Source organism: Aeromonas sp. 25-248, assembly GCF_053005425.1.
In genome coordinates this window covers 256,430-278,075 of sequence record NZ_JBRKTB010000003.1, presented here as the reverse complement: position 1 = coordinate 278,075, position 21,646 = coordinate 256,430, and the positions used below count along the sequence as shown (strand labels likewise).

Genomic DNA, 21,646 nt, shown 5'->3' with positions numbered 1-21,646 from the left:
CGCAAGGAGCACATCATGACCACCCCTTCTTCCCGTACTCACACCATCAACCCCCTTGGCACCGACGGGTTTGAGTTTGTCGAGTACACGGCGCCGGATCTCAAGGGCATTGCGGCCCTCAAGGCGCTGTTCGTCTCACTGGGCTTTGCCGAAGTGGCCAAGCACAGGCACAAGCAGTGCTGGCTCTATCGCCAGGGGGACATCAACTTCGTGGTCAATGCCGAGCCCCACTCCCAGGCGGAGGAGTTTGCCCGGGCCCATGGTCCGAGCGTGTGCGGCATGGCGTTTCGGGTGAGCGATGCCGGCCGTGCCCAGCAGTACGCCATTGGCCAGGGGGCCAAGCCGTTTGTGGGCAAAATAGGCCCCATGGAACTCAACATCCCCGCCATCTACGGCATCGGCGAGAGTACCCTCTCCTTTGTCGATCGCTATGGCGAGCGGGGCTCCATCTATGACGTGGACTTTATCTTCTACCCCGACTGGCAGGCCCGCATGGCCGAGGTGGACGCGGGGCTCTATGAGATCGACCACCTGACCCACAACGTCCATCGCGGCAACATGAACCTCTGGTCGAATTTCTACGAGCGGATCGGCAACTTCCGGGAAATCCGCTACTTCGACATCGAGGGCAAGCTGACCGGACTGCACTCGCGCGCCATGACGGCCCCTTGCGGCAAAATTCGCATTCCCATCAACGAGTCGGCGGACGACAAGTCCCAGATAGAGGAGTACCTGCGTCAGTACAAGGGGGAGGGGATCCAGCACATCGCGCTCGCCTCTGCCGACATCTATCACACCATCCGCACGCTCAGAGGGCGGGGAACCGGCTTCATGCCGACGCCGGACACCTACTACGAGAAGGTGGACAGCCGGGTGGCGGGTCATCAGGAGGATCTGGCCGCGCTGAAAGAGCTGCGCATCCTCATCGACGGCTCGCCGACGAAGGACGGCATCCTGCTGCAGATCTTCACCGACACCGTCATCGGGCCCGTGTTCTTCGAGATCATCCAGCGCAAGGGCAACGAGGGCTTTGGTGAGGGCAACTTCCAGGCATTGTTCGAATCCATCGAGCTGGATCAGATCCGCCGTGGCGTGCTGGACGGATCCACGCAAGGGGAGGTGAACAGTGCCGCGCAGGGCCAGAAAAACGGAGAACCGAGCGATGCGTAACTGGATAAGCTTCCCCCATCGGGAGGGAACCCACTCCCGCCAGGCCCATGCCGATCTGCCGGAGCAGGCCATCTATGAGCGCGAGCTGGGGCGCTCGGGCTTCTTCGGTCCGGCCACCCACATGCACCACAAGCATGCTCCCACCGACTGGGTCAACTGGGAAGGGCCGCTTCGGCCACGGGCGTTTGACTTGAACGATCTGCAGGAGGAGGTGAGCTCCCTCTCCCCCTGGGTGATGCCGGATATCCTCAGCAACCCCCACTGCCGCTACCGCATCTGGCGCCTGCATGAGCCCATGCCGTTTCTGGTGCGAAACGCCGATGGTGACGAGCTCCTGTTCATTCACGAGGGGAGCGGCGAGTTCTACTGCGACTACGGGCACCTCATCTTGAGAGATGGCGACTATGTGGTGATCCCCCGTGGCACCATGTGGCGCATCGAGCCCACCGCGCCCCTCTTCATCCTGATGATAGAGGCGACGGAAGACAGTTATCAGCTGCCGGACAAGGGACTGGTGGGCAATCACGCCATCTTCGATCCGGCGGCCCTGGACGTGCCCGCCATCAACGAGCGCTTCCTGGCCCAGCAGGATGAAAACCCCTGGTCGCTGCAGATCAAGCGCCACGATCAGGTCTCGGTCGTCACCTGGCCGTTCAACCCGCTGGATGCACAAGGGTGGCACGGGGACTTGTGCGTGGTGCGCCTCAACTGGCGGGATATCCGCCCGCTGATGAGCCACCGCTACCACCTGCCTCCCTCGGCTCACTCCACCTTCGTGGCGAGCCGGTTCGTGGTCTGCACCTTCGTGCCGCGTCCCATCGAGAGTGACCCAGGCGCCCTGCGGGTGCCCTTCTACCACAGCAACGACGACTTCGACGAAGTGCTCTTCTACCACGCCGGGGACTTCTTCAGCCGGGACAACATCAAGCGGGGCATGGTCACCTTCCACCCTGCCGGCTTCACCCATGGTCCCCATCCCAAGGCCTTTGCGGCGGGGCTGGCCCATGCCAAGACCTTCACCGACGAGGTGGCGGTGATGCTCGACACCCGTGATGCCCTGGCTGTCGGCCCGATCTGCGAAGGGGTCGAACACCCCGGTTATGTCACCAGCTGGCAGCGTCCAGAGACGCTCGGCAAATAAGGAATTCGATATGAAACTGGCAACCCTGAACAATGGCAAGCGCGACGGCGCCCTGGTGGTGGTGAGCCGCGATCTGGCGCGCGCCGTCCACGTGACGACCATTGCCCCGACCCTGCAGTCGGCCCTCGACCAGTGGGGCGAAGTGGCGCCGCAATTGGCGAACGTCTATCAGCGACTCAACGAGGGCGCCTGCCCCGACGCCTTCCCCTTCGATGAGGAGGCGTGCCTCTCCCCGCTGCCTCGCGCCTACCAGTGGATTGACGGCAGTGCCTACGTCAACCACGTGGAGCTGGTGCGCAAGGCCCGCGGCGCCGACATGCCAGAAAGCTTCTGGCATGATCCCCTGATGTATCAGGGAGGCTCTGACAGCTTCCTGCCGCCCCGTGGCCCTATCGTGATGGGCTCCGAGGAGTGGGGTATCGACTTCGAGTCGGAAGTCGCCGTCATCACCGACGACGTGCCCATGGGCACCTGTTTGCAGGGGGCGGCGAGCCACATCAAGCTCTTGATGCTGGTCAACGACGTGAGCCTGCGCAACCTCATTCCCGGGGAGCTTGCCAAGGGCTTCGGCTTCTTCCAGTCCAAGCCCTCCAGCAGCTTCTCGCCGGTGGCCATCACCCCGGACGAGCTGGGGGATGACTGGCGCGATGGCAAGGTCCACCTGCCCCTGGTGACCCACCTCAACGGCGCCCTGTTCGGGCAGCCCGACGCCGGGGTGGACATGACCTTCAACTTTGATGAGCTGATTGCCCATGCCGCCAAGACAAGGCCGCTCGGGGCGGGCTGCATCATCGGCTCGGGCACCGTATCCAACTACGACAGAAGCCGGGGATCCTCCTGCCTTGCCGAGCGGCGGATGCTGGAAATTATCGAGTCAGGTCAAGCCACTACACCCTTTCTGCGCTTTGGTGATACAGTGTCCATCGCGATGCAGGATCGCAACGGGATGAGTCTGTTTGGCACCATTTTGCAGCGGGTCACGCAAGCAACGGCCGAGCGGGCGAGCTAGGAGAGCCCGATCCCTGGAGGGGCGGGCGACACGGCAGGTGGCAGACACCTGCCACCACAGGGACACACTATGCTGCAGTTGTTTGGATATTGGCGCTCATCGGCCAGCTTTCGCGTGCGTTTGGTACTGCAACTCAAGGGGCTCGATTATGAGCAGCACCCGGTCAACTTGCGGCAGGGTGAGCAGAAGGAGAAGGCCTACCGCCGGGTCAATCCCCAGGGGCTGGTGCCGTTTCTCGTGGACGATGACGTGCATCTGGGTCAGTCGGTGGCCATCATGGAGTACCTCGACGAGACCTATCCCGCCTACCCCCTGATGCCCTCCGCCCCCATCGAACGTGCCCGGGTGCGCCAGATAGTCAACATGATCGCCTGTGACACCCACCCCCTCAACAACCTGCGCGTGCTGCACTACCTGGAGCAGGAGTTGGGGCAGAGCAAGATGGCGCGGGATGCCTGGTATCGCCACTGGATAGACGAGACCTTCACCGCGCTGGAGCAGCTTCTCATGACCACCGCCGGCATCTATTGCGTGGGCAACGAGGTCACCCTGGCGGACTGCATGCTGGTGCCCCAGGTCTACAATGCCCGCCGCTTTGACATGACCCTGGATGACTACCCCACCATTGCGCGCATCGTCGCCAACTGCGAGCAGTTGCAGGCCTTTATCAAGGCCGCCCCCGCCAATCAGCCGGATGCCCAGCCCTGAAGCTGTGCAGACCGGGCCAGCGCGTTGGCCCGGTCTGCCGTCTCTTTCCTTGCCCGGGTTATCTTGCTCGCCTCAAGGCGTGCCATTGGCCCCATAGCGTCGAAACCCCGGCCGCTCTTTCAGTCGCTGGTAGTAGTCGTCCACGGCGGGTAGCGACGGGCGATCATAGGGCGTCTCCAGCCAGCGGTTGACTGACAGCCCGATGGGAATGTCTGCCAGCGAGAAGTGCGGACCGGCCACATATCCTCCGGTTGTTTGAAGCTGTCTCTCCAGGATCTTCATGCAGTGAGACCACTGCAGGCAAGCTGCGTGAAGGGCCTGATGGTCTTGATGCTGGGGGGAGCGCCTCACCAACGACAGGAAGGCGTAGCGCCAGGCGGTGTTCAAGTCCGATGCCTGCCAGTCAATCCATTGATCGACCCGAGCCCTGGCTCTCGCCTCGGCGGGATAGAGTGCATTGGCACCATGGCGCGTCGCCAGGTAGCGGATGATGGTGTTCGACTCCCACAGCGTAAAATCCTCATCCTGAATGACGGGCACCATGGCATTGGGGTTGAGCGCCAGAAACGCCGGGGTGTCCGTGGGTTTGAAGCCGGATCCCCACTCCTCCAGCTCGAAGGGGAGGGCCAGTTCGGCGCAGGTCCACAGTACCTTGCGCACATTGATTGACGACGCCTTGCCCAGTATTCGCAACATCTTTTTCGTCCTTGTCCGGGGTGATGGATGGCCTGTTTGTCGCAGACATGCCACTTCCCTGTTTGCGTAGCCATCAGTGCCCTGCACTGTCACTGACCGTGCGGGGCCCTGTTTTATTGACTGGCGAGTCAGCCGTGGGTGGTTCTGGGCTGGAAATAGGCGATAAATTTGCCGAGTTTCTCCCCGTCGTAACTCTTCCCCTTCTCCAGCAGCCCGGTGTTGAAGGACTCAAGCAGCCTGCCCTTGGCATCCAGCACGTAGAAGTGGGGGACCCCCAGATACTCGGGATAGTCTTTCAGGAAGGATTCATTCTTGTTCTGCTCGCTGACGTTCACCTTGACCACCACGAAGGTGCGGTTGAGCTGGCCGGCGAGATCGGGTTCCCGGTCTAGAAAGCGGTTCATCTCCTGGCACCAGCTGCACCATTCGCCCCCCACCAGCAGCAGGACTTTCTTGCCCTCGGCACTGGCCTTGGCGGTAGCGGCGGCGAGATCGCGGGCCGGATCCCGCGTCTCGTCATAACCCTGGCTGTAATCGGGCAGGCTCTGACTCCAGAGGTGGTCGCCCGCGCAGGCGGCGCCATTGAAAAGGAGGGTGCCCAGCATCAGGGGCAGTAACAGTCGTTTCATGGTCTCTTCCTTGTGTCGTTATCTTTGCTTCCAGGCGCAGACAATGTGACACGGGGCGTTTCCTGCGCCAAGCCGCAAACAGGGAAGGGGAAGGCAAAAAGCGGCAATGGAATGGCAGAAAACAACAAAGCCCCTCGAGAGGGGCTTTGTATTCAGGTCAGGGGCGATCAGTAACCCTGCTGGTGGACGTCCATCACGGCGCGACCGGACGGGTCGGCCATCTCCTTGAACTTGGCATCCCATTCGAGCGCGGTCGGGGTGGAGCAGGCGACCGACTTGCCGTAGGGCACGGTGCGGGCGGCGGACTCCAGCGGGAAGTGCTCGTCGAAGATGGCGCGGTAGTAGTACGCCTCCTTGGTGAGCGGGGTGTTGACGGGGAAGCGGAAGGCCGCGGCCTCGAACATCTGATCCGTCACCTCTTCCTCGACCATGGCTTTCAGGCTGTCAATCCAGGAGTAGCCTACGCCGTCTGAGAACTGCTCCTTCTGGCGCCACGCCACTTCGTGGGGCAGCAGATCCTCGAAGGCTTCCCGCAGGATGTGTTTCTCGATCTTGCCCTTGCCGCACATCTTGTCGGCGGGATTGAGGCGCATCGCCACGTCCATGAACTCCTTGTCGAGGAAGGGCACGCGGCCTTCCACGCCCCAGGCGGCCATGGACTTGTTGGCCCGCAGGCAGTCATAGAGGTGCAGGGAGGCGAGCTTGCGCACGTTCTCCTCGTGGAACTCACGGGCGTTGGGGGCCTTGTGGAAGTAGAGGTAGCCGCCGAACAGCTCGTCGGAGCCCTCTCCCGACAGCACCATCTTGATCCCCATCGCCTTGATGTAGCGGGCCATCAGATACATGGGCGTGGAGGCGCGGATGGTGGTGACGTCATAGGTTTCGAGGTGATAGATGACGTCCCGAAGGGCATCCAGCCCTTCCTGCACGGTGAAGTGGATCTGGTGGTGGATAGTGCCGAGGTGATCGGCCACCTTGCGGGCGGCGGCGAGATCCGGCGACCCTTCCAGGCCGACGGCGAAGGAGTGCAGCTGGGGCCACCAGGCTTCGCTCTTGCCATCGTCTTCCACCCGGCGGGCGGCATAGAGCTTGGTGATGGCGGAGATGACGGACGAATCCAGACCACCGGAGAGCAGCACGCCATAGGGCACGTCGCACATCAGCTGGCGCTTGACCGCCGCTTCCAGGGCCGCTTTGAGCTCGGCCTTGTCGCTGACGTTGTGCTCGACCGGCGCGTATTCCATCCAGTCCCGTTTGTACCAAGTTTTAAGCTCGCCATCCTTGCTCCACAGGTAGTGTCCCGGCGGGAAGGTCTCGACGCTCTTGCACACCGGCACCAGGGCCTTCATCTCGGAGGCGACGTAGAAGTTGCCGTGTTCGTCGCGGCCGGTATAGAGGGGGATGATCCCCATGTGGTCGCGACCAATCAGGTAGGCATCCTGCTCGGCGTCATAGAGGATGAAGGCGAAGATGCCGTTCAGATCGTCCAGGAACGCCGGGCCTTTCTCCTTGTAGAGGGCCAGCAGCACTTCACAGTCGGAGTGGGTCTGGAACTGGAAGTCGACCTTGAGGTTCTTCTCCAGCTCCTTGTGGTTGTAGATCTCGCCGTTGACGGCCAATACGTGCGTGCGCTCGGGGTTGTAGAGAGGCTGTGCGCCGTTGCCCGGATCGACGATGGCCAGACGCTCGTGCACCAGGATGGCCTTGTCGGAGCTGTAGACGCCGGACCAGTCAGGCCCGCGGTGACGCAGTCGCTTGGACATCTCCAGGGCCGATTTGCGCAGGGCAGTGGCGTCGGTCTTGATGTCCAGAATGCCGAAAATAGAACACATTGGCGGTAATCCTCTTGATTTTTATATGAGCCCCCCACGTTTGGGCTCGAAATTCCATTTACATTCCTCGCCAATCACAATGCCTAGCGGAAAACCCTTTTGCAAGCGGGAAAACCGCAGAAAATCATGCCGTAAGCGTCAAGTTGCGCCAGGGGATGGCGACCGTCCGGCCGCCTGAAGAGAGAGGGTCAGGGTTGACGTGCGCGTCAAGTCGCGGCGGGTTCGAAGATCACATAGAGCTTGCGGCAAGGGGTGAGGGTCTCCCACTGCCCGACAAAACCGGCGGGAATGACGAACTGATCCCCCGGTTTGAGGTGCAGCCGGCCGCCCTGCTCGTCGTGGATCACCGCCTCCCCTTCCAGCATCTGGCAGTATTCGTGTTCGGTATAGTGAACGGCCCAGCAGCCCGGCTCGCAAGCCCAGAAGCCCACGTGAAACTGCTGGCTCGGGTCGGAGTAGTGGTTCCATGCCGTCTGGCTCGGCGTTCCGGCCCTGATGCGCTCGGGGGCGGGCATCAGCGGGGTGGGGGAGACAGTGTGCTTGTCCAGCAGGATCCAGTCGTTCAGGCTCTTCATGGTGCGTCCTTGAGTGGCGAAGGAGCATCCTGCTCCCGTTTAGTTTGTTTAACGATGTTGCGCTTACGTTAAACGAAACGGGCCCCCTTTGCCAAGGGGGCCCGTGCAGGCTGAAGGCTACCGGAAGGGCGGCACCCGGGATCAGACGATGTCGATGTCCACCACGGAGTCGAAGATGTGGTTCGGTCGAAACGGCATGCGGTCGATGTCCGCCACCTTGCTCACCCCGGAGAGCACCAGCACCGTCTCGAGACCGGCCTGGAAGCCTGCCAGGATGTCGGTACGCAGGTTGTCGCCGATGATGATGGTGTCGTCGGAGTGAGCCTCCATCCGGTTGAGGGCCGCGCGAATGATCCAGGCGCTCGGCTTGCCGACATAGAAGGGCTTCTTGCCGGTCATCCGCTCGATGGGGGCACACAGGGCGCCGCAGGCCGGGTACATCAGGGGGCCGTGGGTATCGGGGTTGGTGGCGATGAAGCGGGCCCCCTGATCCACGAACTTGGCGCCCTGCTGCATCATGGTCCAGTTGTAGTTGCGGGTCTCCCCCACCACCACGAAGTCCGGGTCGATATCGGTGATGGTGAAGCCGGCTTTATAGAGCTCGTGGGTCAGGGCCCCTTCGCCAATCACATAGGCCTTCTTGCCATCCTGGCGCTTGAGAAAGTCGGCGGTGCCCATGGCGGAGGTGTAGAAGCACTCCTCGGGCACCTCTATTCCGGCGGATCGGAAGCGGTTTTGCAGATCTTTCTGGGTCTGGGCCGGGTAGTTGGTGAGGAACAGGAGCTTGCTGCCCTGCTCCAGCAGGCGGTGGACGAAGCGGTCGGCGCCGGGAATGAGATCGTTGTTGTGCAGGATGACGCCGTCAATGTCACAGATGACGTTTTTCTTCATGAATTCTCCTTGTAGGGCGCAAGAGCGGGGACAGGGCCTCCCTCTGTTCGTCTCTTCAATCGGTTATGGTTTTTGTGCCGCCATTATAAGGCCCTTTGATGACAAGTCTCCCTCGGTGGGCCAGATGGGGGCACAATGAAGGCGAAGGGAGGGCGCCGCCCCGGTGGTGCCCGCACGGAGTCTGACGATGGAGCCGTCATCATGGAGCACTTTATTGCCGGCTTGCCCAAGCTGGAACTGCACCTGCATATCGAGGGGACCCTCGAACCCGAGCTGATGTTCGCCTTCGGCCAGCGCAACGGGGTGGCGCTGCCCTGGCCCGATGTCGACAGCCTGCGCGCCGCCTATGAGTTCGACGGCCTGCAATCCTTCCTCGATCTCTACTACCTCGGCGCCAGCGTGCTCATCCACGAACAGGATTTCTTCGACCTCACCTGGGCCTATCTCGAGCGCTGCGTTGCCGATCACGTGGTGCACGTGGAGATCTTTTTCGACCCCCAGACCCACACCGCCCGCGGCGTGTCCTTTGCCACCGTGCTGGGGGGCATCGAGCGGGCGCTGCAGGCTGGCGAAGCAGCCTTTGGCATCAGCTGGCGTCTTATCATGAGCTTCCTGCGCCACCTGAGTGAAGAGGCGGCATTCGCCACCCTGGCAGAGGCCACGCCGCACCTGGCGCGCCTGCACGGGGTCGGCCTCGATTCGGGGGAGCGGGGCAACCCGCCCAGCAAGTTTGCCCGGGTCTTCGCTCGCTGCCGCGAGCTGGGGCTGCCGCTGGTGGCCCATGCCGGCGAGGAGGGACCTGCGGACTACATCTGGCAGGCGATCCGGGAGCTCGGGGTGCAGCGTATCGATCACGGGGTGCGCTGCGTCGAGGATCCCGCGTTGCTGAGCTATCTTGCGGACACACGGCTGCCCCTCACCGTCTGCCCGCTTTCCAACGTGCGGCTCAGGGTGTTTGACCAGATGGCCCACCACAATGTGCTGAGGCTGCTGGAGCAGGGGCTCTGCGTCACCGTGAACTCCGACGATCCCGCCTATTTCGGGGGATACCTGGGGGCCAACTTTCAGGCCCTGGCCGACGGGCTTGGCGCCAGCCAGGAGCAGCTGTGCCGACTCAGTCTCAATGCCGTGGAGGCGAGCTGGCTGAGCCTTGCGGACAAGGTGCGCCTGACCCGGGACATTCGCCTCCATGCCGCCCTGCACGGGGTGAGCCTGCACTGAGCAGGCCGCCTTGCACACCTTGAATGGAGGAGGCCCGCCATGGCTGGCGGGCCTCTTTGTGCCATCGTTGGGCGGGTATCAACCCACCCTCACCAGATACTTCTCCCCTTGTCCCTCCTGCTTGACGCGGGTGAGCAGGGCAGGCAGGGCGTCGAAGTCGCCCACTACCAGCGGCGGCAGGGTCAGCTCGCCGCTCGCCATCTGCGCCATCATGGCGACACCGGCCGCTACCAGACGGCTCCACTGTTTGTCCGAGCCAAAGGCGTGCTGGGCGCCGAGGGCAATCTCGTGCAATGAGTGGCAATGGCTAAAGGCGGGCAGCGGGTTGCGCGCGATGCGCCCGAGCACCGTCACCATGTGGCCGTAATAGCCAAGGGCAGGCAGCAAGGCTTCTGCCTGCTGGCTGGAGACCAGATCGATGATCCCCTCGAAGGGTTCACCGCCGTTGGCGGCCTGCAACTGGGCCAGCCAGTCGGGATCCCGATAGTCCGCCACCCCCTGCACGCCTAGCTGTTTGAGCCACTGGTGGTGGCGCGGGCTGGCGCTGGCAAAGACGCGGGCCCCCTGCTTAAGGGCAAGTTGCACCGCGAAGCGGCCGACACTGCTGCCAGCCCCCGAGATGAGCAGGGCCTCCCCGTGCAGGTGCGGCAGCTTGGCCAGCGCCTGCCAGGCGGTGAGGCCGGGGCAGGGGAGCGCGGCGGCCGCTTCGTCGCTCAGGGCATCGGGCACCGGCATCAGGGCGCGAGCCGGCACCAGGGTGTGGTGGGCAAAGCTGCCGCCGTGGCGCAGGTCGGTGTGATAGGCGACCCGGGTGCCGGGGCGCAGGTGGGTGACATTGGCCCCCAGTGCCACCAAGGTGCCCATGCCATCGACGCCGGGCACATGGCCGGGCTGCCAGTGGGGATGACCCTGTTCGATGAGTTTCCAGTCCACCGGATTGAAGGCGATGATCCGGTTGGCGACGAGGACCTCGTCGGGCCCGGGGGTGGGGAGCGCTTGCCGGGTGAGGGTGAGCTGGTCCGGTTCGCCGGGGGCGTGCCAGCACCAGGCCTGGGTATGGTTCATGGTGACTCCTTGAAAGAGAGGGGGCGCAGATTGAGTCATATGGCGTAACAATGTCTTGAGTTGTTGTTGCACTGGCAAGACAGCAAGGCGGACCCCACGCTGGTGGGGCCCGCCCGATAAGGCGTTCGGCGCGAGCCGCCCTATGCCCGCTCTGCCCCATAGACGGGGTAATCGGTCAGCCCTTTCTCGCCGCCGCCAAACAGGGTGGCGGGATCGTGGGGGGCGAACGGATGGCCGTGGCGCAGGCGGTTCGGCAAGTCGGGGTTGGCCACGAAGGGGCGACCGAAGCCAATCATGTCGGCCCAGCCCGCCTCGATGGCGGCGCGGGCGCGTTCCCCATCGTACTTGCCGGCGTAGATGAGGGTGTTGGGGAAGGCATCGCGCAGCCCCTGCTTGAAGCTCTCCGCCATCAGGGGGGCGTCGTCCCAGTCCGCTTCGGCGACGTGCAGATAGACCACGCCGAGCTTGCCCAGCAGGCGCGCGGCGGCCAGATAGGTCTCCTGGGGGTTGGCATCCACGGTGCCGTTGAGGGTGGTGAGCGGCGCAAGGCGTACCCCGACCCGGTCGGGACCGATCTCGTCACAGACCGCCTCGGTCACCTCTTTGAGGAAACGCAGCCGGTTTTCGAGCGAACCGCCATAGCCGTCGGTGCGGGTATTGGACTCGGAGTCGAGGAACTGGTTGATGAGGTAGCCGTTGGCGGCGTGCAACTCGATGCCGTCAAAGCCCGCTTCCATGGCGTTGCGGGCGGCCCGGCGAAACTGCCCCACCACGGCGTCGATGTCGGCCTGGGTCATGGCGCGCGGGGTGACGGTCTCCACAAACCCCGGGGCATCGCTGCCGTTGTCGACGAACACCTTCACTCCCTTGGCCTGGATGGCGGAGGAGGAGAGGGGCTGGGCGCCGCCGATGTTACCAGGATGGGTGACCCGGCCCACGTGCCAGAGCTGGGCGAACATGATGCCCCCCTCGGCGTGGACCGCGTCTGTTACCTGCTTCCAGCCTGCCACCTGCTCGGCGCTGTGGATGCCCGGCGTCCAGGCGTAGCCCTTGCCCAGGGGATCTATCTGGGTGCCTTCGCTGATGATGAGGCCGGCCCCGGCACGCTGGGCGTAGTAGGTCGCCATCATGGCGTTGGCCACGTCCCCGGGCTGGCTGGCGCGGGAGCGAGTCATGGGGGGCATGACGATGCGGTTGGCAAGGTGCAGCTGGCCGAGGCGAAGGGGGCAGAACAGGGGATCGTGGTGCATGATGGATTCCTCAATCTTTGGGAGTGAGGTGACTCTAAAGGGGATTTTTATTGTGAAAAAGAGGGGGTATTGCAGAAGAGAATTGCCGTTATCGCAGCAATGGCGCGGGAGGGGCCGGGCTCGGGCCAGAAAAAAGAGGGCCAAAGGCCCTCTTTTGCTGCATTGCCACCGATGATCAGGGGGAGAGTGGGGTGACCCGTACTCGCTCGATGCGCCGCTCGCTCACGGCCATGACCTCGAAGCAGAACTGGCCGAGGTGCAACTGCTGACCGACGTCGGGCAGGCTGCCGAAGTGGGAGAGCAGCATGCCCGCCAGGGTCACGTACTCGTCGCTCTCGCTCACCAGACCGTCGCAGTTCAGGGCTTGCTCCACCTGGTGGATGTTGGTGGTGCCGTGGATGAGCCAGTGCTCGCCCTCGCGCACCACATCGGGGGTCTCGTCCTCGTCCGGCAGCTCGCCGACGATGGCCTCCAGCAGATCGTGGTTGGTGACCAGCCCCTGGATGACGCCAAACTCGTCCGCCACCAGAATGAGGCTGCCCCTGGCCTGGCGCAGCTCCGCCAGCAGCCGGATCACGTTGATGGTCTGGGGCACGATGACGGGCTCGTTCTGTCTGGCAAGCGCTGCCAAGGATTGCCCCTCGTTGAGGGCAAACAGCAGATCCCGAGCCTTGACCACCCCGATGATCTCGTCCAGCTCCCCGTCACAGACCGGGAACAGGCTGTGGGGGGCCCGTTGCAGCAGGGCGCGGATCTCGTCCTCGCTGTCGCTGACGTCGATCCACTCCATCTCGGAGCGCGGGGTCATGATGGTGCGAATGGAACGCTCGGCCAGCGACAGCACGCCGCTCACCATGTAACGCTCCTCTTCACCGAAACCGGGGGGCAGGGGCTGAGCCTGCACCTCTTCTTCGTCCTCCTGCGGGTGGGCGGAGCGCTTGTTCCCCCCCATCAGCTTGAAGATGGCGGCGGTGGTGCGCTCGCGCAGGGGCTGGCGCGCCTCATGGCGCAGGGCACTGCGCTGGGCGAGCTGGTTGAAGAACTCGATGAGCACCGAGAAGCCGATGGCCGCGTAGAGGTAGCCCTTCGGAATGTGGAAGCCGAAGCCCTCCGCCACCAGGCTGAAGCCGATCATCAAGAGGAAGCTCAGGCAGAGCACCACCACAGTGGGGTGGGCGTTGACGAAGCGGGTCAGGGGCTTGGAGGCGAGCACCATCACTACCATGGCGATGGTTACGGCCGCCATCATGACGCCGAGGTGATCCACCATGCCGACGGCGGTGATGATGGAGTCCAGGGAGAAGACCGCATCCAGCACCAGGATCTGGGCGATCACCACCCCGAACCCGGCATAGACGCCGGTGCCGCCTTGCTCCTCGGGCTTGGCCTCGAGTCGCTCATGCAGCTCGGAGGTGGCCTTGAACAGCAGGAAGAGTCCGCCTCCCATCAGGATGAGATCCCGACCGGAGAAGGGGTGATCCCAGATGTGCAGCAGAGGCGCCGTGAGGGTGACCAGCCATGACATGATGGTGAGCAGTCCCAGGCGCATCAGCAGGGCCAGGGAGAGACCGATGATGCGCGCCTTGTCCCGCTGGGCGGGGGGCAGTTTTTTCACCAGGATGGCGATGAAGACCAGGTTGTCGATCCCGAGAACGATTTCCAGGATGATCAGGGTAAGCAGACCGACCCAGATTGACGGGTCCAGCAAGAATTCCATGTGATTGACCTCAATGAAGACAGATGCAGTGAATCGTGGTCACGGCGTGGCCGTGGTGACGGAGACGATCGCTTCAGAGGCGTTGGTTGAGCAGGTACAGATAGGCTTTGATGGGAAAAGACGAAGGGCTACTTCGGGGATTGTCCATGATGGGCAATAAAACCTCGGGTCAAAAGTGAGCCCTGATGATAACGGGAATCCCGTATTTGGCAAGAGGGGTCTGGATGCGCAGGGGGAGGCGCTCGCCCAACAGGGCAACAGGGGCAGGCGGAGCTTGCCAGGGAAGCCCCGCCTTGCGGCTTACAACCAGCGTTTTTCCCGGGTGAAGCAGACCGAGAGCCAGGCGTCTCCCAGGGTGTCGCCGAGGCGGGACCAGAGCTCCTGGCGCAGGGCATCCTGGCGCTCGACGGGCCACTCCTGGCCGGGGGCCACCAGGATGTTGAGCTCGAGATCGAAGCGGCGGCCGCTTTTTGCCAGGTGGCTGTAGCATTCGATGCCATGGCGCTGGCGCAGGGCCTCGATCTCGTGTTCGACTCGCTGCTTGACCTCTCCCTTGGGGGCGATCTTCAGCACCTCCCGCAGGTTGCGACCGAGCACCTTGATGGGAATGAGGGTGGCGCACAGGGCCAGCAGGGAGACCAGCATGGGGTCTATGTAGCGGTTGTAGTGGCCGTAACCCAGGGTATCGAGCCCGATGGCGACCAGAAAGCCGATGAGCAGGGTGGCGCTGAGCAGGGTATCCACCAGCCACTCCTTGGAGTCCACCCGCACCAGCTCGGAGTTGACCCGCTCGGCCACGTCGGCCTCGATGAGATAGAGGATGCTGCAGAAGAAGGTGGAGACGACGGCATAGATGAGGGCGTGGCCGAGATCGATCTCCCGTCCGCCCGCCAGCAGGGAGGTGATGCCGCCATAGAGGGCACCGAGGCAGAGCAGCAGAATGATGGCGCCGTTGATGACGTTGGCGATGGGTTCGAAATGGGCGTAGCCGTATTGGAAACGGGCGTCGGAGGGGCGGGTAACCAGGTAGGCGGTGATGAGCCCAAGGCCCGTCATGCCCATGCTGAACAGGGTGAAGATGCCGTCCAGCATGATGGCGTTGGAACCGACGAACAGACCATAGCCGATCCCGAAAATGGCAAAGGTGATGCAACCAAACAGCGACAGGGTCAGCGCCTGTTTTTCGGTGCGAATAAGCGTACTGATAACATGGCTGTAGTGAGCCATAAAAGTCCTCCTTTCAAATGGTGAAGATTGCGCGCGCAAGCGGTTTTCTAGCTGATATACTGCCCGCTCACATGTGAGCGGACTGGTTCGGACACCCGCAAAGAGGCTGGTCCGAACGGTCGTTGTCGCCGGAATGCCGGCATCAAGCAAAGGATGGGAACAAGGATTCATGATCCCGAGACTCGATTACCAGGACAGTTTGTCACCTACAACCCTGCAGTTTCTTGAGTTGCTGGCGCGATCAGCATTTCGTGGTGATATCGAAAAGTCTTATGCAAGCCGATTGGCGATGGCGACGGATAACAGCGTCTATCAGGTCGTACCTCAGGCGGTTCTCTATCCGCGCAGCGCGGATGACATAGCGGTGATGCTCAAGCTGGCCCAGGGGCCCGAGTACGCAACCTTGAGTTTCTTCCCTCGCGGCGGCGGTACCGGCACCAATGGCCAATCCTTGGGCGGCGGCATTATCGTCGATCTCTCGCGCCATATGAACCAGATCATGGAAATTAATCTGGAAGAGGGCTGGGTGCGGGCCCAGGCAGGAGTGGTCAAAGACCAGCTCAACGCCTTTTTGAAGCCCCACGGCTACTTCTTCTCGCCGGATCTCTCCACTTCCAACCGGGCCACCTTAGGGGGCATGGTCAACACCGATGCCTCGGGGCAGGGCTCCTTGGTGTACGGCAAGACCTCGGATCATGTGCTCGGCCTCAAGGCCGTGCTGGAAAACGGCGATCTCATGGCGACCGAGCCGGTGACCGGTCAGCGTCTGGCGGACAAGCTGGCCCTCAAGACCCGTGAAGGGGAGATCTATCGCACCCTCTATCGCATCGGCCGCGAGCGGCGCGCCGACATCGAAGCCACCTTCCCCAAGCTCAACCGCTTTCTGACCGGTTACGATCTCAAGCACCTCTATCAGCCCGATACCGACACTCTGGACGTCAGCCGGGTGCTGTGCGGCTCGGAAGGCTCTTTGGGCTTCATCACCGAAGCCCGCCTCAACATCACCCCCATCCCGCGCTACCGCACACTCGTCAACGTCAAGTACGACAGTTTCCCCTCCGCGCTCAGAAACGCCCCCTTTATGGTACAGGCCCACGCCCTGTCGGTGGAGACGGTGGATTCCCGGGTGCTGGGACTGGCCCGCGCCGACATCATCTGGCACTCGGTGAAGGATCTCATCCAGGATGTGCCGGGCAAGGATCTGCAGGGGCTCAACATCGTCGAGTTTGCCGACACCGACGAGGATGCACACAAGGCCAAGGTGGCGGAGCTGTGCCGGCGCATCGACGGCCTGCTGGCGCGTGGTGAAGCCGGGGTCATTGGCTATCAGGTGTGCGACCACCTGCCGAGCATCGAGACCATCTATGGCATGCGCAAGAAGTCGGTGGGGCTGCTCGGCAACGCCGAGGGGCGCAAAAAGCCGGTGGCCTTCACCGAAGACACCGCCGTGCCGCCGGAATCCCTGGCGGACTTCATCATGGAGTTTCGCGCCCTGCTGGACGCTCACGGCCTTGACTACGGTATGTTCGGCCACGTCGATGCCGGGGTGCTGCACGTGCGCCCGGCGCTGGACTTGTGCGATCCGGAGCAGGAGGTGCTGCTGCGGCGCATCTCGGATCAGGTGGTGGCGCTCACCGCCAAATACGGCGGCCTGATGTGGGGGGAGCACGGCAAGGGCTTTCGCTCCGAATACAGCCCCGCCTTCTTCGGCGAGCTGTGGGAAGAGCTGCAACGGGTCAAGGGGGCATTTGACCCGGCCAATCGCATCAACCCGGGCAAGATCTGCATGCCTTATGGCAGCGGCGCTTCGCTTGTCTCGGTGGACGGGCCCAAGCGCGGCAAGTTCGACCGCCAGATCCCGATTGCCGTGCGCGAGAGCTATACACGGGCCCTCGATTGCAACGGCAACGGTCTCTGCTTCACCTTCGAGACCGACTCCCCCATGTGCCCCTCGGTCAAGATCAGCCGCGACCGCCGTCACTCCCCCAAGGGGCGGGCTGGCCTGATGCGTGAATGGCTGCGCCAGTTGTCGGAGCAGGGCTTCGATCCCCTTGCCGAAGAGGTGGCGCTGCAAAGCGGCGGTCTGCGCGTCAAGCAGATCGTCGACAAGTTCCGCAATACGGTGGCCCGCGCCCGGGGCGAGTATGACTTCTCCCACGAGGTGATGGAGGCGATGGAGGGGTGCCTTGCGTGCAAGGCATGCACCAGCCAGTGCCCCATCAAGGTGGATGTGCCCACCTTCCGCGCCCGCTTCATGCAGCTCTATCACAACCGCTATCTGCGCGGCCCCAAGGATTATTTCGTGGGCACGGTAGAAAGCTATGCGCCCCTGTTGGCCAAGGCCCCCAAGCTGGTCAACTTCTTCCTCGAAAAAGAGTGGGCCCAGAAGGCGACCGAGAAGAGCATCGGCATGGTGGATGTGCCGCTGCTCTCCGTGCCGACCCTGGCCGAGGAGCTGCGGGATCACCGCGCCCGCTATTTCGATCTGCCGGGCCTCGAGGCCATGAGCCCCGAGCAGCGCCAAAAAGTGGTGCTCATCGTGCAGGATCCCTTCACCAGCTACTACGACGCCCCCGTGGTGCGTGACCTGGTGAAGCTGGCCAGCAAGCTGGGCTATCAGCCCTACCTGCTGCCGTTCAAACCCAACGGCAAGCCTCAGCACGTGAAGGGATTCCTGCGCGCCTTCGCCCGCACTGCTGCCAGCAGCGCCCAGTTCCTCAACAAGGTGGCGGCTCTCGGCATCCCCATGGTGGGGGTCGACCCCTCTCTGGTGCTCTGCTATCGAGATGAGTACGTGAAGGCGCTCGGCCCCGCCCGCGGTGATTTCCAGGTGCTGCTGCCCCAGGAGTGGCTGCTCTCCCTGCCTGCCGAGGCGCTGCCGCTGCGGGGAGAGGCTGCCGCCGCCCCCTGGTATCTGTTTGCCCACTGCACCGAGAAGACCGCCAAGCCCACCACCCACGGTGACTGGAGCACCCTGTTCGGCCGCTTCGGTGCGCGTTTGCAGCCGGTGTCGGTGGGTTGCTGCGGCATGGCGGGCACCTATGGTCACGACGCCAAACAGGTGGAGAACTCCAAGGGGATCTACGGTCTGAGCTGGGCCGAGCCTCTTGAACGCCTGCCCAAGGCTCGCTGCCTGGCCACCGGCTATTCGTGCCGCAGCCAGGTCAAGCGGATGGAGGGGGAGAAGCTCAAGCACCCGCTGCAGGCCCTGCTGGAACTGCTCTGATGCTCCACTTTCCCAAGGGATTCCGGGTGCCAAAGGCCTATCGGCACCCGCATTTTCTGTTGCTCCCCACCACACCGTCCCAGGCCGTGGTGGAGTTTGTCGCCATCCTGCGCGAGCGGGATCAGCTCCATCAGCTGTTTCGCCCGGACGATGTGTGGCCCTCCGCCCATTTCAGCCTGAGTCAGCACGAGGCCGACTTGGAGTGGCAGCACTCCGAGTTTCTGGCCAAGCGCTCCTTTGCCTATGGCCTCTGGAGCCCGGACAGGGAGCCCCGCTTCTGGGGCGGGGTTTACCTCTATCCGTCGGTGCTGCCGGAGGTGCAGGTGGAGCTCTTCTTCTGGAAGGTGGTCGAGGCGCCTCTCACGGACAGCGAACTCGAAGCCGAACTGCGCGCCTGGCTCGGCAAGGTATGGCGCTGGTCCGAGCCGCGTCTGCCGGGGCGGGACGGCCCCTGGGCCGAGTGGCCAGGGGTGACCTATCCCTGGTGAGGGTCAATCTCGATGCAAGATGCCCCGGCGTGGGCATCTTTTTTTTTGCGCCTTTTTCGCCGACACTGCTGGCTTACCGCTACAGCGCAGCGATAACCCGTTGATCACGCAAGGAGTCCGCTCACCATGAGTCAAGAAAGCAGCCCCATCTGGCGCAAACCCATGAGCCTGGAGGGGCTCAATGCCAGCTCCCGCAACACCCTGATGGCCCACCTCGACATCGTCTACACCGCCTTTGGCCCCGACTGGCTGGAGGCCACCATGCCGGTGGATCACCGCACCCATCAACCACTCGGCATGCTGCACGGCGGCGCCTCCGTGGTGCTGGCGGAAACGCTGGGATCGCTTGCGGCCAACATGGCGGTGGGGGAGGAGAGTTATTGCGTGGGGCTGGAGGTCAATGCCAATCACCTACGGGCCAAGCGGGAAGGGGTGGTGACGGGGCGCTGCGCGCCGCTGCATCTGGGGGCGACGACTCAGGTGTGGCAGATCGAGATTCGCGATGAACGTGGTCGTTTATTGTGCACCAGCCGATTGACCATGGCGGTGCTCAAGCACAAGCGGGACAAGGACTCTGGCGAAGCGTGATCGGCAATAACGCATCATGAGTGAAAAATAAGCAAGCCATAGTCGCGAGATCCCTCTATAATTGCCAACGTCTTGAGACACCTATCACATTTTTCAAGACAGCAGAACAAAGTGGCGCTATAATCGCCGCCTTTTTGCTATTCCGCGGTGTTAGCCGCCTGCCTTAATCTGGAAGAATCTATGTCTGATACCGAACAACTGCCCCTTTTTAGTGAGCTTGGACTGGCCGCGCCCGTATTGAAAGCGCTGCAGGACGTGGGCTATGAGCGCCCGTCTCCCATCCAGGCCGCAGCAATTCCCCACCTGATGGCGGGACACGATCTGCTGGGGCAGGCACAAACCGGTACAGGGAAGACCGCTGCTTTTGCCTTGCCTCTGTTGTCTCGTCTGGAAGCTGGTAACCGCAACACCCAGATCCTGGTGCTGGCCCCGACCCGCGAGCTGGCCCTGCAGGTGGCTGAGGCATGCCAACGCTATGCCCACCACATGCCTGATTTCCACGTGCTGCCCATCTACGGCGGCGCTTCCTACGAAACCCAGACCCGCGCCCTGCGTCGCGGTGCCCAGGTTGTCGTGGGTACCCCGGGCCGCGTGATGGACCTGATCCGTCGCAAGAACCTGGACCTCTCCGGTCTGAAAGCCCTGGTGCTGGACGAAGCGGACGAAATGCTGCGTATGGGCTTCATCGACGACGTGGACTGGATCATGGATCAGTGCCCGGCCGGTCGTCAGGTTGCCCTGTTCTCCGCCACCATGCCGGAGCAGATCCGTCGCGTGGCCCAGAAGCACCTGAAGCAGCCCAAAGAGATCAAGATCGCCTCCAAGACCGCGACCGCCACCACCATTCGCCAGCGCTACTGGCAGGTGACCGGTCTGCACAAGCTGGACGCCATGACCCGTCTGCTGGAAGTGGAATCCTACGAAGCCCTGCTGGTGTTCGTGCGTACCAAGAACGCCGCCGAAGAGCTGGCTGGCAAGCTGGCCGCCCGTGGTCACGCCTGTGAAGCGCTGCACGGTGACATCCCGCAGAAACTGCGTGAGCGTACCGTTGACAAGCTGCGTCAGGGCCAGCTGGATATCCTGATCGCCACCGACGTGGTTGCCCGTGGTCTGGACGTTGAGCGCATCACCCACGTGGTGAACTACGACATTCCCTACGACACCGAATCCTACGTTCACCGTATCGGCCGTACCGGCCGTGCCGGTCGCAAGGGTGAAGCCATCCTGTTCGTGGCACCGCGCGAGCGTCGCATGCTGCGCGCCATCGAGCACGCAACTCGTCAAGCCATCGAGCCGATGAAGATGCCGAGCACCGAGGACATCAACCAGCACCGTCTGGCCAAGTTCAAGGAGCGCATCCGCGAAACCATGATGGGTGAAGAGCTCGAGATCTACCACAACCTGGTGAACGAGCTGATCGAAGAAGATTCTGCCGATCCGCTGGAGCTGGCTGCCGCACTGGCCAAGCTGGTACAGGGCGATCAACCGCTGCTGCTGGATGACTCCATTCCGGATCCGGTGTTCAACGCTGGTAACGATCGCGGTGGCTTCGAGCGTCGTGAGTTCAACGACCGTGGCGGTCGTGACTTCGGTGACCGTGGCGATCGTCCGGCCCGTCGCATGCCGTCCCTGGAGCCGCGTCCGCTGAAAGACAACCCGGACGTGGAGATGGAGCGTTACCGTGTCGACGTGGGCGCCCATCACGGCGTCAAGCCGGGCCAGATCGTGGGTGCCATCGCCAACGAAGCGAACATTGAGAGCCGCTTCATCGGCAACATCGACATCGCCGATGACTTCTCCACCGTCGATCTGCCCAAGGGCATGAGCGCCGAGGTGCTGGAAGTGATCAAGAAGGCCCGTGTCTGCCAGCGTCCGCTGCAGATCACCCGTTACACCGAAGTGCCGGCCGGCGGCAACACTGCTCCCCGTCCGCCCCGTGGTGATCGTCCGTTCCGTGGCGACCGTCCTTTCAACAAGGATCGCCGTCCCCAGGGGGATCGTCCCTTCAACAAGGATCGCCGTGAAGGCGGTTTCGACAAGGGTCGCAAATTCGGTGGCAACAAGCGCCGCGACAGCTAAACCCTGACTGCACTGATGAGAAGGCCGCTCCATGGAGCGGCCTTTTTTGTGTCTGTTTTTCAGATGCCTAGCGAAGATTGTCACCTTTTCCGGCCGTGGTGGGCACCCGGTTTTATGAGGAGCCAGTGAAAAGA

At 63.0% G+C, this 21,646-nt stretch carries 18 protein-coding genes; 9 read left to right on the top strand and 9 right to left on the bottom strand.

Annotation, left to right across the window (positions count from 1 at the left end; translation table 11 throughout):
- Window positions 1-15: 15 nt before the first annotated feature.
- From hppD to maiA, 4 genes are all read left to right on the top strand, one after another.
- Window positions 16-1,170 (top strand): 4-hydroxyphenylpyruvate dioxygenase, encoded by a 1,155-nt coding sequence (hppD, locus tag ACVDHI_RS07710; protein ID WP_041214989.1) that lies wholly within the window; start codon window positions 16-18, stop codon window positions 1,168-1,170.
- Window positions 1,163-2,311 (top strand): homogentisate 1,2-dioxygenase, encoded by a 1,149-nt coding sequence (locus tag ACVDHI_RS07705; RefSeq protein ID WP_104454326.1) that lies wholly within the window; start codon window positions 1,163-1,165, stop codon window positions 2,309-2,311. Before hppD ends, ACVDHI_RS07705 begins: the two co-directional genes overlap by 8 nt.
- A gap of 10 nt (window positions 2,312-2,321) precedes the next feature.
- Window positions 2,322-3,320 carry a fumarylacetoacetate hydrolase family protein gene (locus ACVDHI_RS07700; protein WP_167825994.1) on the top strand — a complete coding sequence of 333 codons (999 nt, stop codon included), beginning with the start codon at window positions 2,322-2,324 and terminating at the stop codon, window positions 3,318-3,320.
- Between the two features lie 69 nt (window positions 3,321-3,389).
- Window positions 3,390-4,028: a maleylacetoacetate isomerase gene (maiA, locus tag ACVDHI_RS07695; protein WP_010675120.1), complete on the top strand. Its 639-nt coding sequence runs from the start codon at window positions 3,390-3,392 to the stop codon at window positions 4,026-4,028.
- A 72-nt stretch (window positions 4,029-4,100) separates the two neighbouring features.
- Here the strand turns inward: maiA and ACVDHI_RS07690 are convergent, their stop codons facing one another.
- The 5 genes from ACVDHI_RS07690 to ACVDHI_RS07670 all read right to left on the bottom strand — a co-directional run bounded on the left by ACVDHI_RS07690 (window position 4,101) and on the right by ACVDHI_RS07670 (window position 8,651).
- Window positions 4,101-4,724 carry a glutathione S-transferase family protein gene (locus tag ACVDHI_RS07690; protein WP_270829955.1) on the bottom strand — a complete coding sequence of 208 codons (624 nt, stop codon included), beginning with the start codon at window positions 4,722-4,724 and terminating at the stop codon, window positions 4,101-4,103.
- 128 nt (window positions 4,725-4,852) lie between these two features.
- Window positions 4,853-5,353 (bottom strand): thioredoxin family protein, encoded by a 501-nt coding sequence (locus ACVDHI_RS07685; protein ID WP_134997388.1) that lies wholly within the window; start codon window positions 5,351-5,353, stop codon window positions 4,853-4,855.
- Between the two features lie 167 nt (window positions 5,354-5,520).
- Window positions 5,521-7,185, bottom strand: a complete 1,665-nt coding sequence (gene asnB, locus ACVDHI_RS07680; protein ID WP_041213050.1) for an asparagine synthase B — start codon at window positions 7,183-7,185, stop codon at window positions 5,521-5,523.
- A gap of 206 nt (window positions 7,186-7,391) precedes the next feature.
- Window positions 7,392-7,760 (bottom strand): cupin domain-containing protein, encoded by a 369-nt coding sequence (locus tag ACVDHI_RS07675; RefSeq protein WP_041213049.1) that lies wholly within the window; start codon window positions 7,758-7,760, stop codon window positions 7,392-7,394.
- Window positions 7,761-7,901: 141 nt separating this feature from the next.
- Window positions 7,902-8,651 carry an HAD-IIA family hydrolase gene (locus ACVDHI_RS07670; protein WP_010675115.1) on the bottom strand — a complete coding sequence of 250 codons (750 nt, stop codon included), beginning with the start codon at window positions 8,649-8,651 and terminating at the stop codon, window positions 7,902-7,904.
- Between the two features lie 201 nt (window positions 8,652-8,852).
- Here ACVDHI_RS07670 and ACVDHI_RS07665 point away from each other — a divergent pair, with 201 nt between their 5' ends.
- Complete coding sequence (locus ACVDHI_RS07665) at window positions 8,853-9,872, top strand: adenosine deaminase (protein ID WP_447211927.1); 1,020 nt, start codon at window positions 8,853-8,855, stop codon at window positions 9,870-9,872.
- A gap of 78 nt (window positions 9,873-9,950) precedes the next feature.
- On the opposite strand, the gene ACVDHI_RS07660 is transcribed toward ACVDHI_RS07665, so the two are convergent.
- The 4 genes from ACVDHI_RS07660 to ACVDHI_RS07645 form a co-directional block, all read right to left on the bottom strand.
- A complete protein-coding gene (locus tag ACVDHI_RS07660) occupies window positions 9,951-10,937 on the bottom strand; it encodes a zinc-binding dehydrogenase (RefSeq protein ID WP_447211926.1) in 987 nt (328 codons plus the stop codon).
- Between the two features lie 140 nt (window positions 10,938-11,077).
- The gene (locus ACVDHI_RS07655) at window positions 11,078-12,187 is read right to left on the bottom strand and encodes an alkene reductase (protein WP_128296475.1); all 1,110 of its coding nucleotides are present in this window, start codon (window positions 12,185-12,187) and stop codon (window positions 11,078-11,080) included.
- A gap of 175 nt (window positions 12,188-12,362) precedes the next feature.
- Window positions 12,363-13,904: a TerC family protein gene (locus ACVDHI_RS07650; protein WP_039038766.1), complete on the bottom strand. Its 1,542-nt coding sequence runs from the start codon at window positions 13,902-13,904 to the stop codon at window positions 12,363-12,365.
- A gap of 300 nt (window positions 13,905-14,204) precedes the next feature.
- Window positions 14,205-15,131 (bottom strand): cation diffusion facilitator family transporter, encoded by a 927-nt coding sequence (locus tag ACVDHI_RS07645; RefSeq protein WP_010675108.1) that lies wholly within the window; start codon window positions 15,129-15,131, stop codon window positions 14,205-14,207.
- A gap of 169 nt (window positions 15,132-15,300) precedes the next feature.
- On the opposite strand from ACVDHI_RS07645, the gene ydiJ reads away from it, so the two are divergent.
- The 4 genes from ydiJ to ACVDHI_RS07625 all read left to right on the top strand — a co-directional run bounded on the left by ydiJ (window position 15,301) and on the right by ACVDHI_RS07625 (window position 21,512).
- On the top strand, window positions 15,301-18,357 hold the full coding sequence (ydiJ, locus tag ACVDHI_RS07640; protein WP_447211925.1) for a D-2-hydroxyglutarate dehydrogenase YdiJ: 3,057 nt from the start codon (window positions 15,301-15,303) through the stop codon (window positions 18,355-18,357).
- Complete coding sequence (locus tag ACVDHI_RS07635; RefSeq protein WP_041214998.1) at window positions 18,357-18,845, top strand: hypothetical protein; 489 nt, start codon at window positions 18,357-18,359, stop codon at window positions 18,843-18,845. Before ydiJ ends, ACVDHI_RS07635 begins: the two co-directional genes overlap by 1 nt.
- Before the next feature lie 126 nt (window positions 18,846-18,971).
- Entirely contained in the window at window positions 18,972-19,433 is a 462-nt protein-coding gene (locus tag ACVDHI_RS07630) for a hotdog fold thioesterase (RefSeq protein WP_039038762.1), read from the top strand.
- A 180-nt stretch (window positions 19,434-19,613) separates the two neighbouring features.
- Window positions 19,614-21,512: a DEAD/DEAH box helicase gene (locus ACVDHI_RS07625; protein ID WP_029314717.1), complete on the top strand. Its 1,899-nt coding sequence runs from the start codon at window positions 19,614-19,616 to the stop codon at window positions 21,510-21,512.
- The last annotated feature ends 134 nt before the right edge of the window (window positions 21,513-21,646 follow it).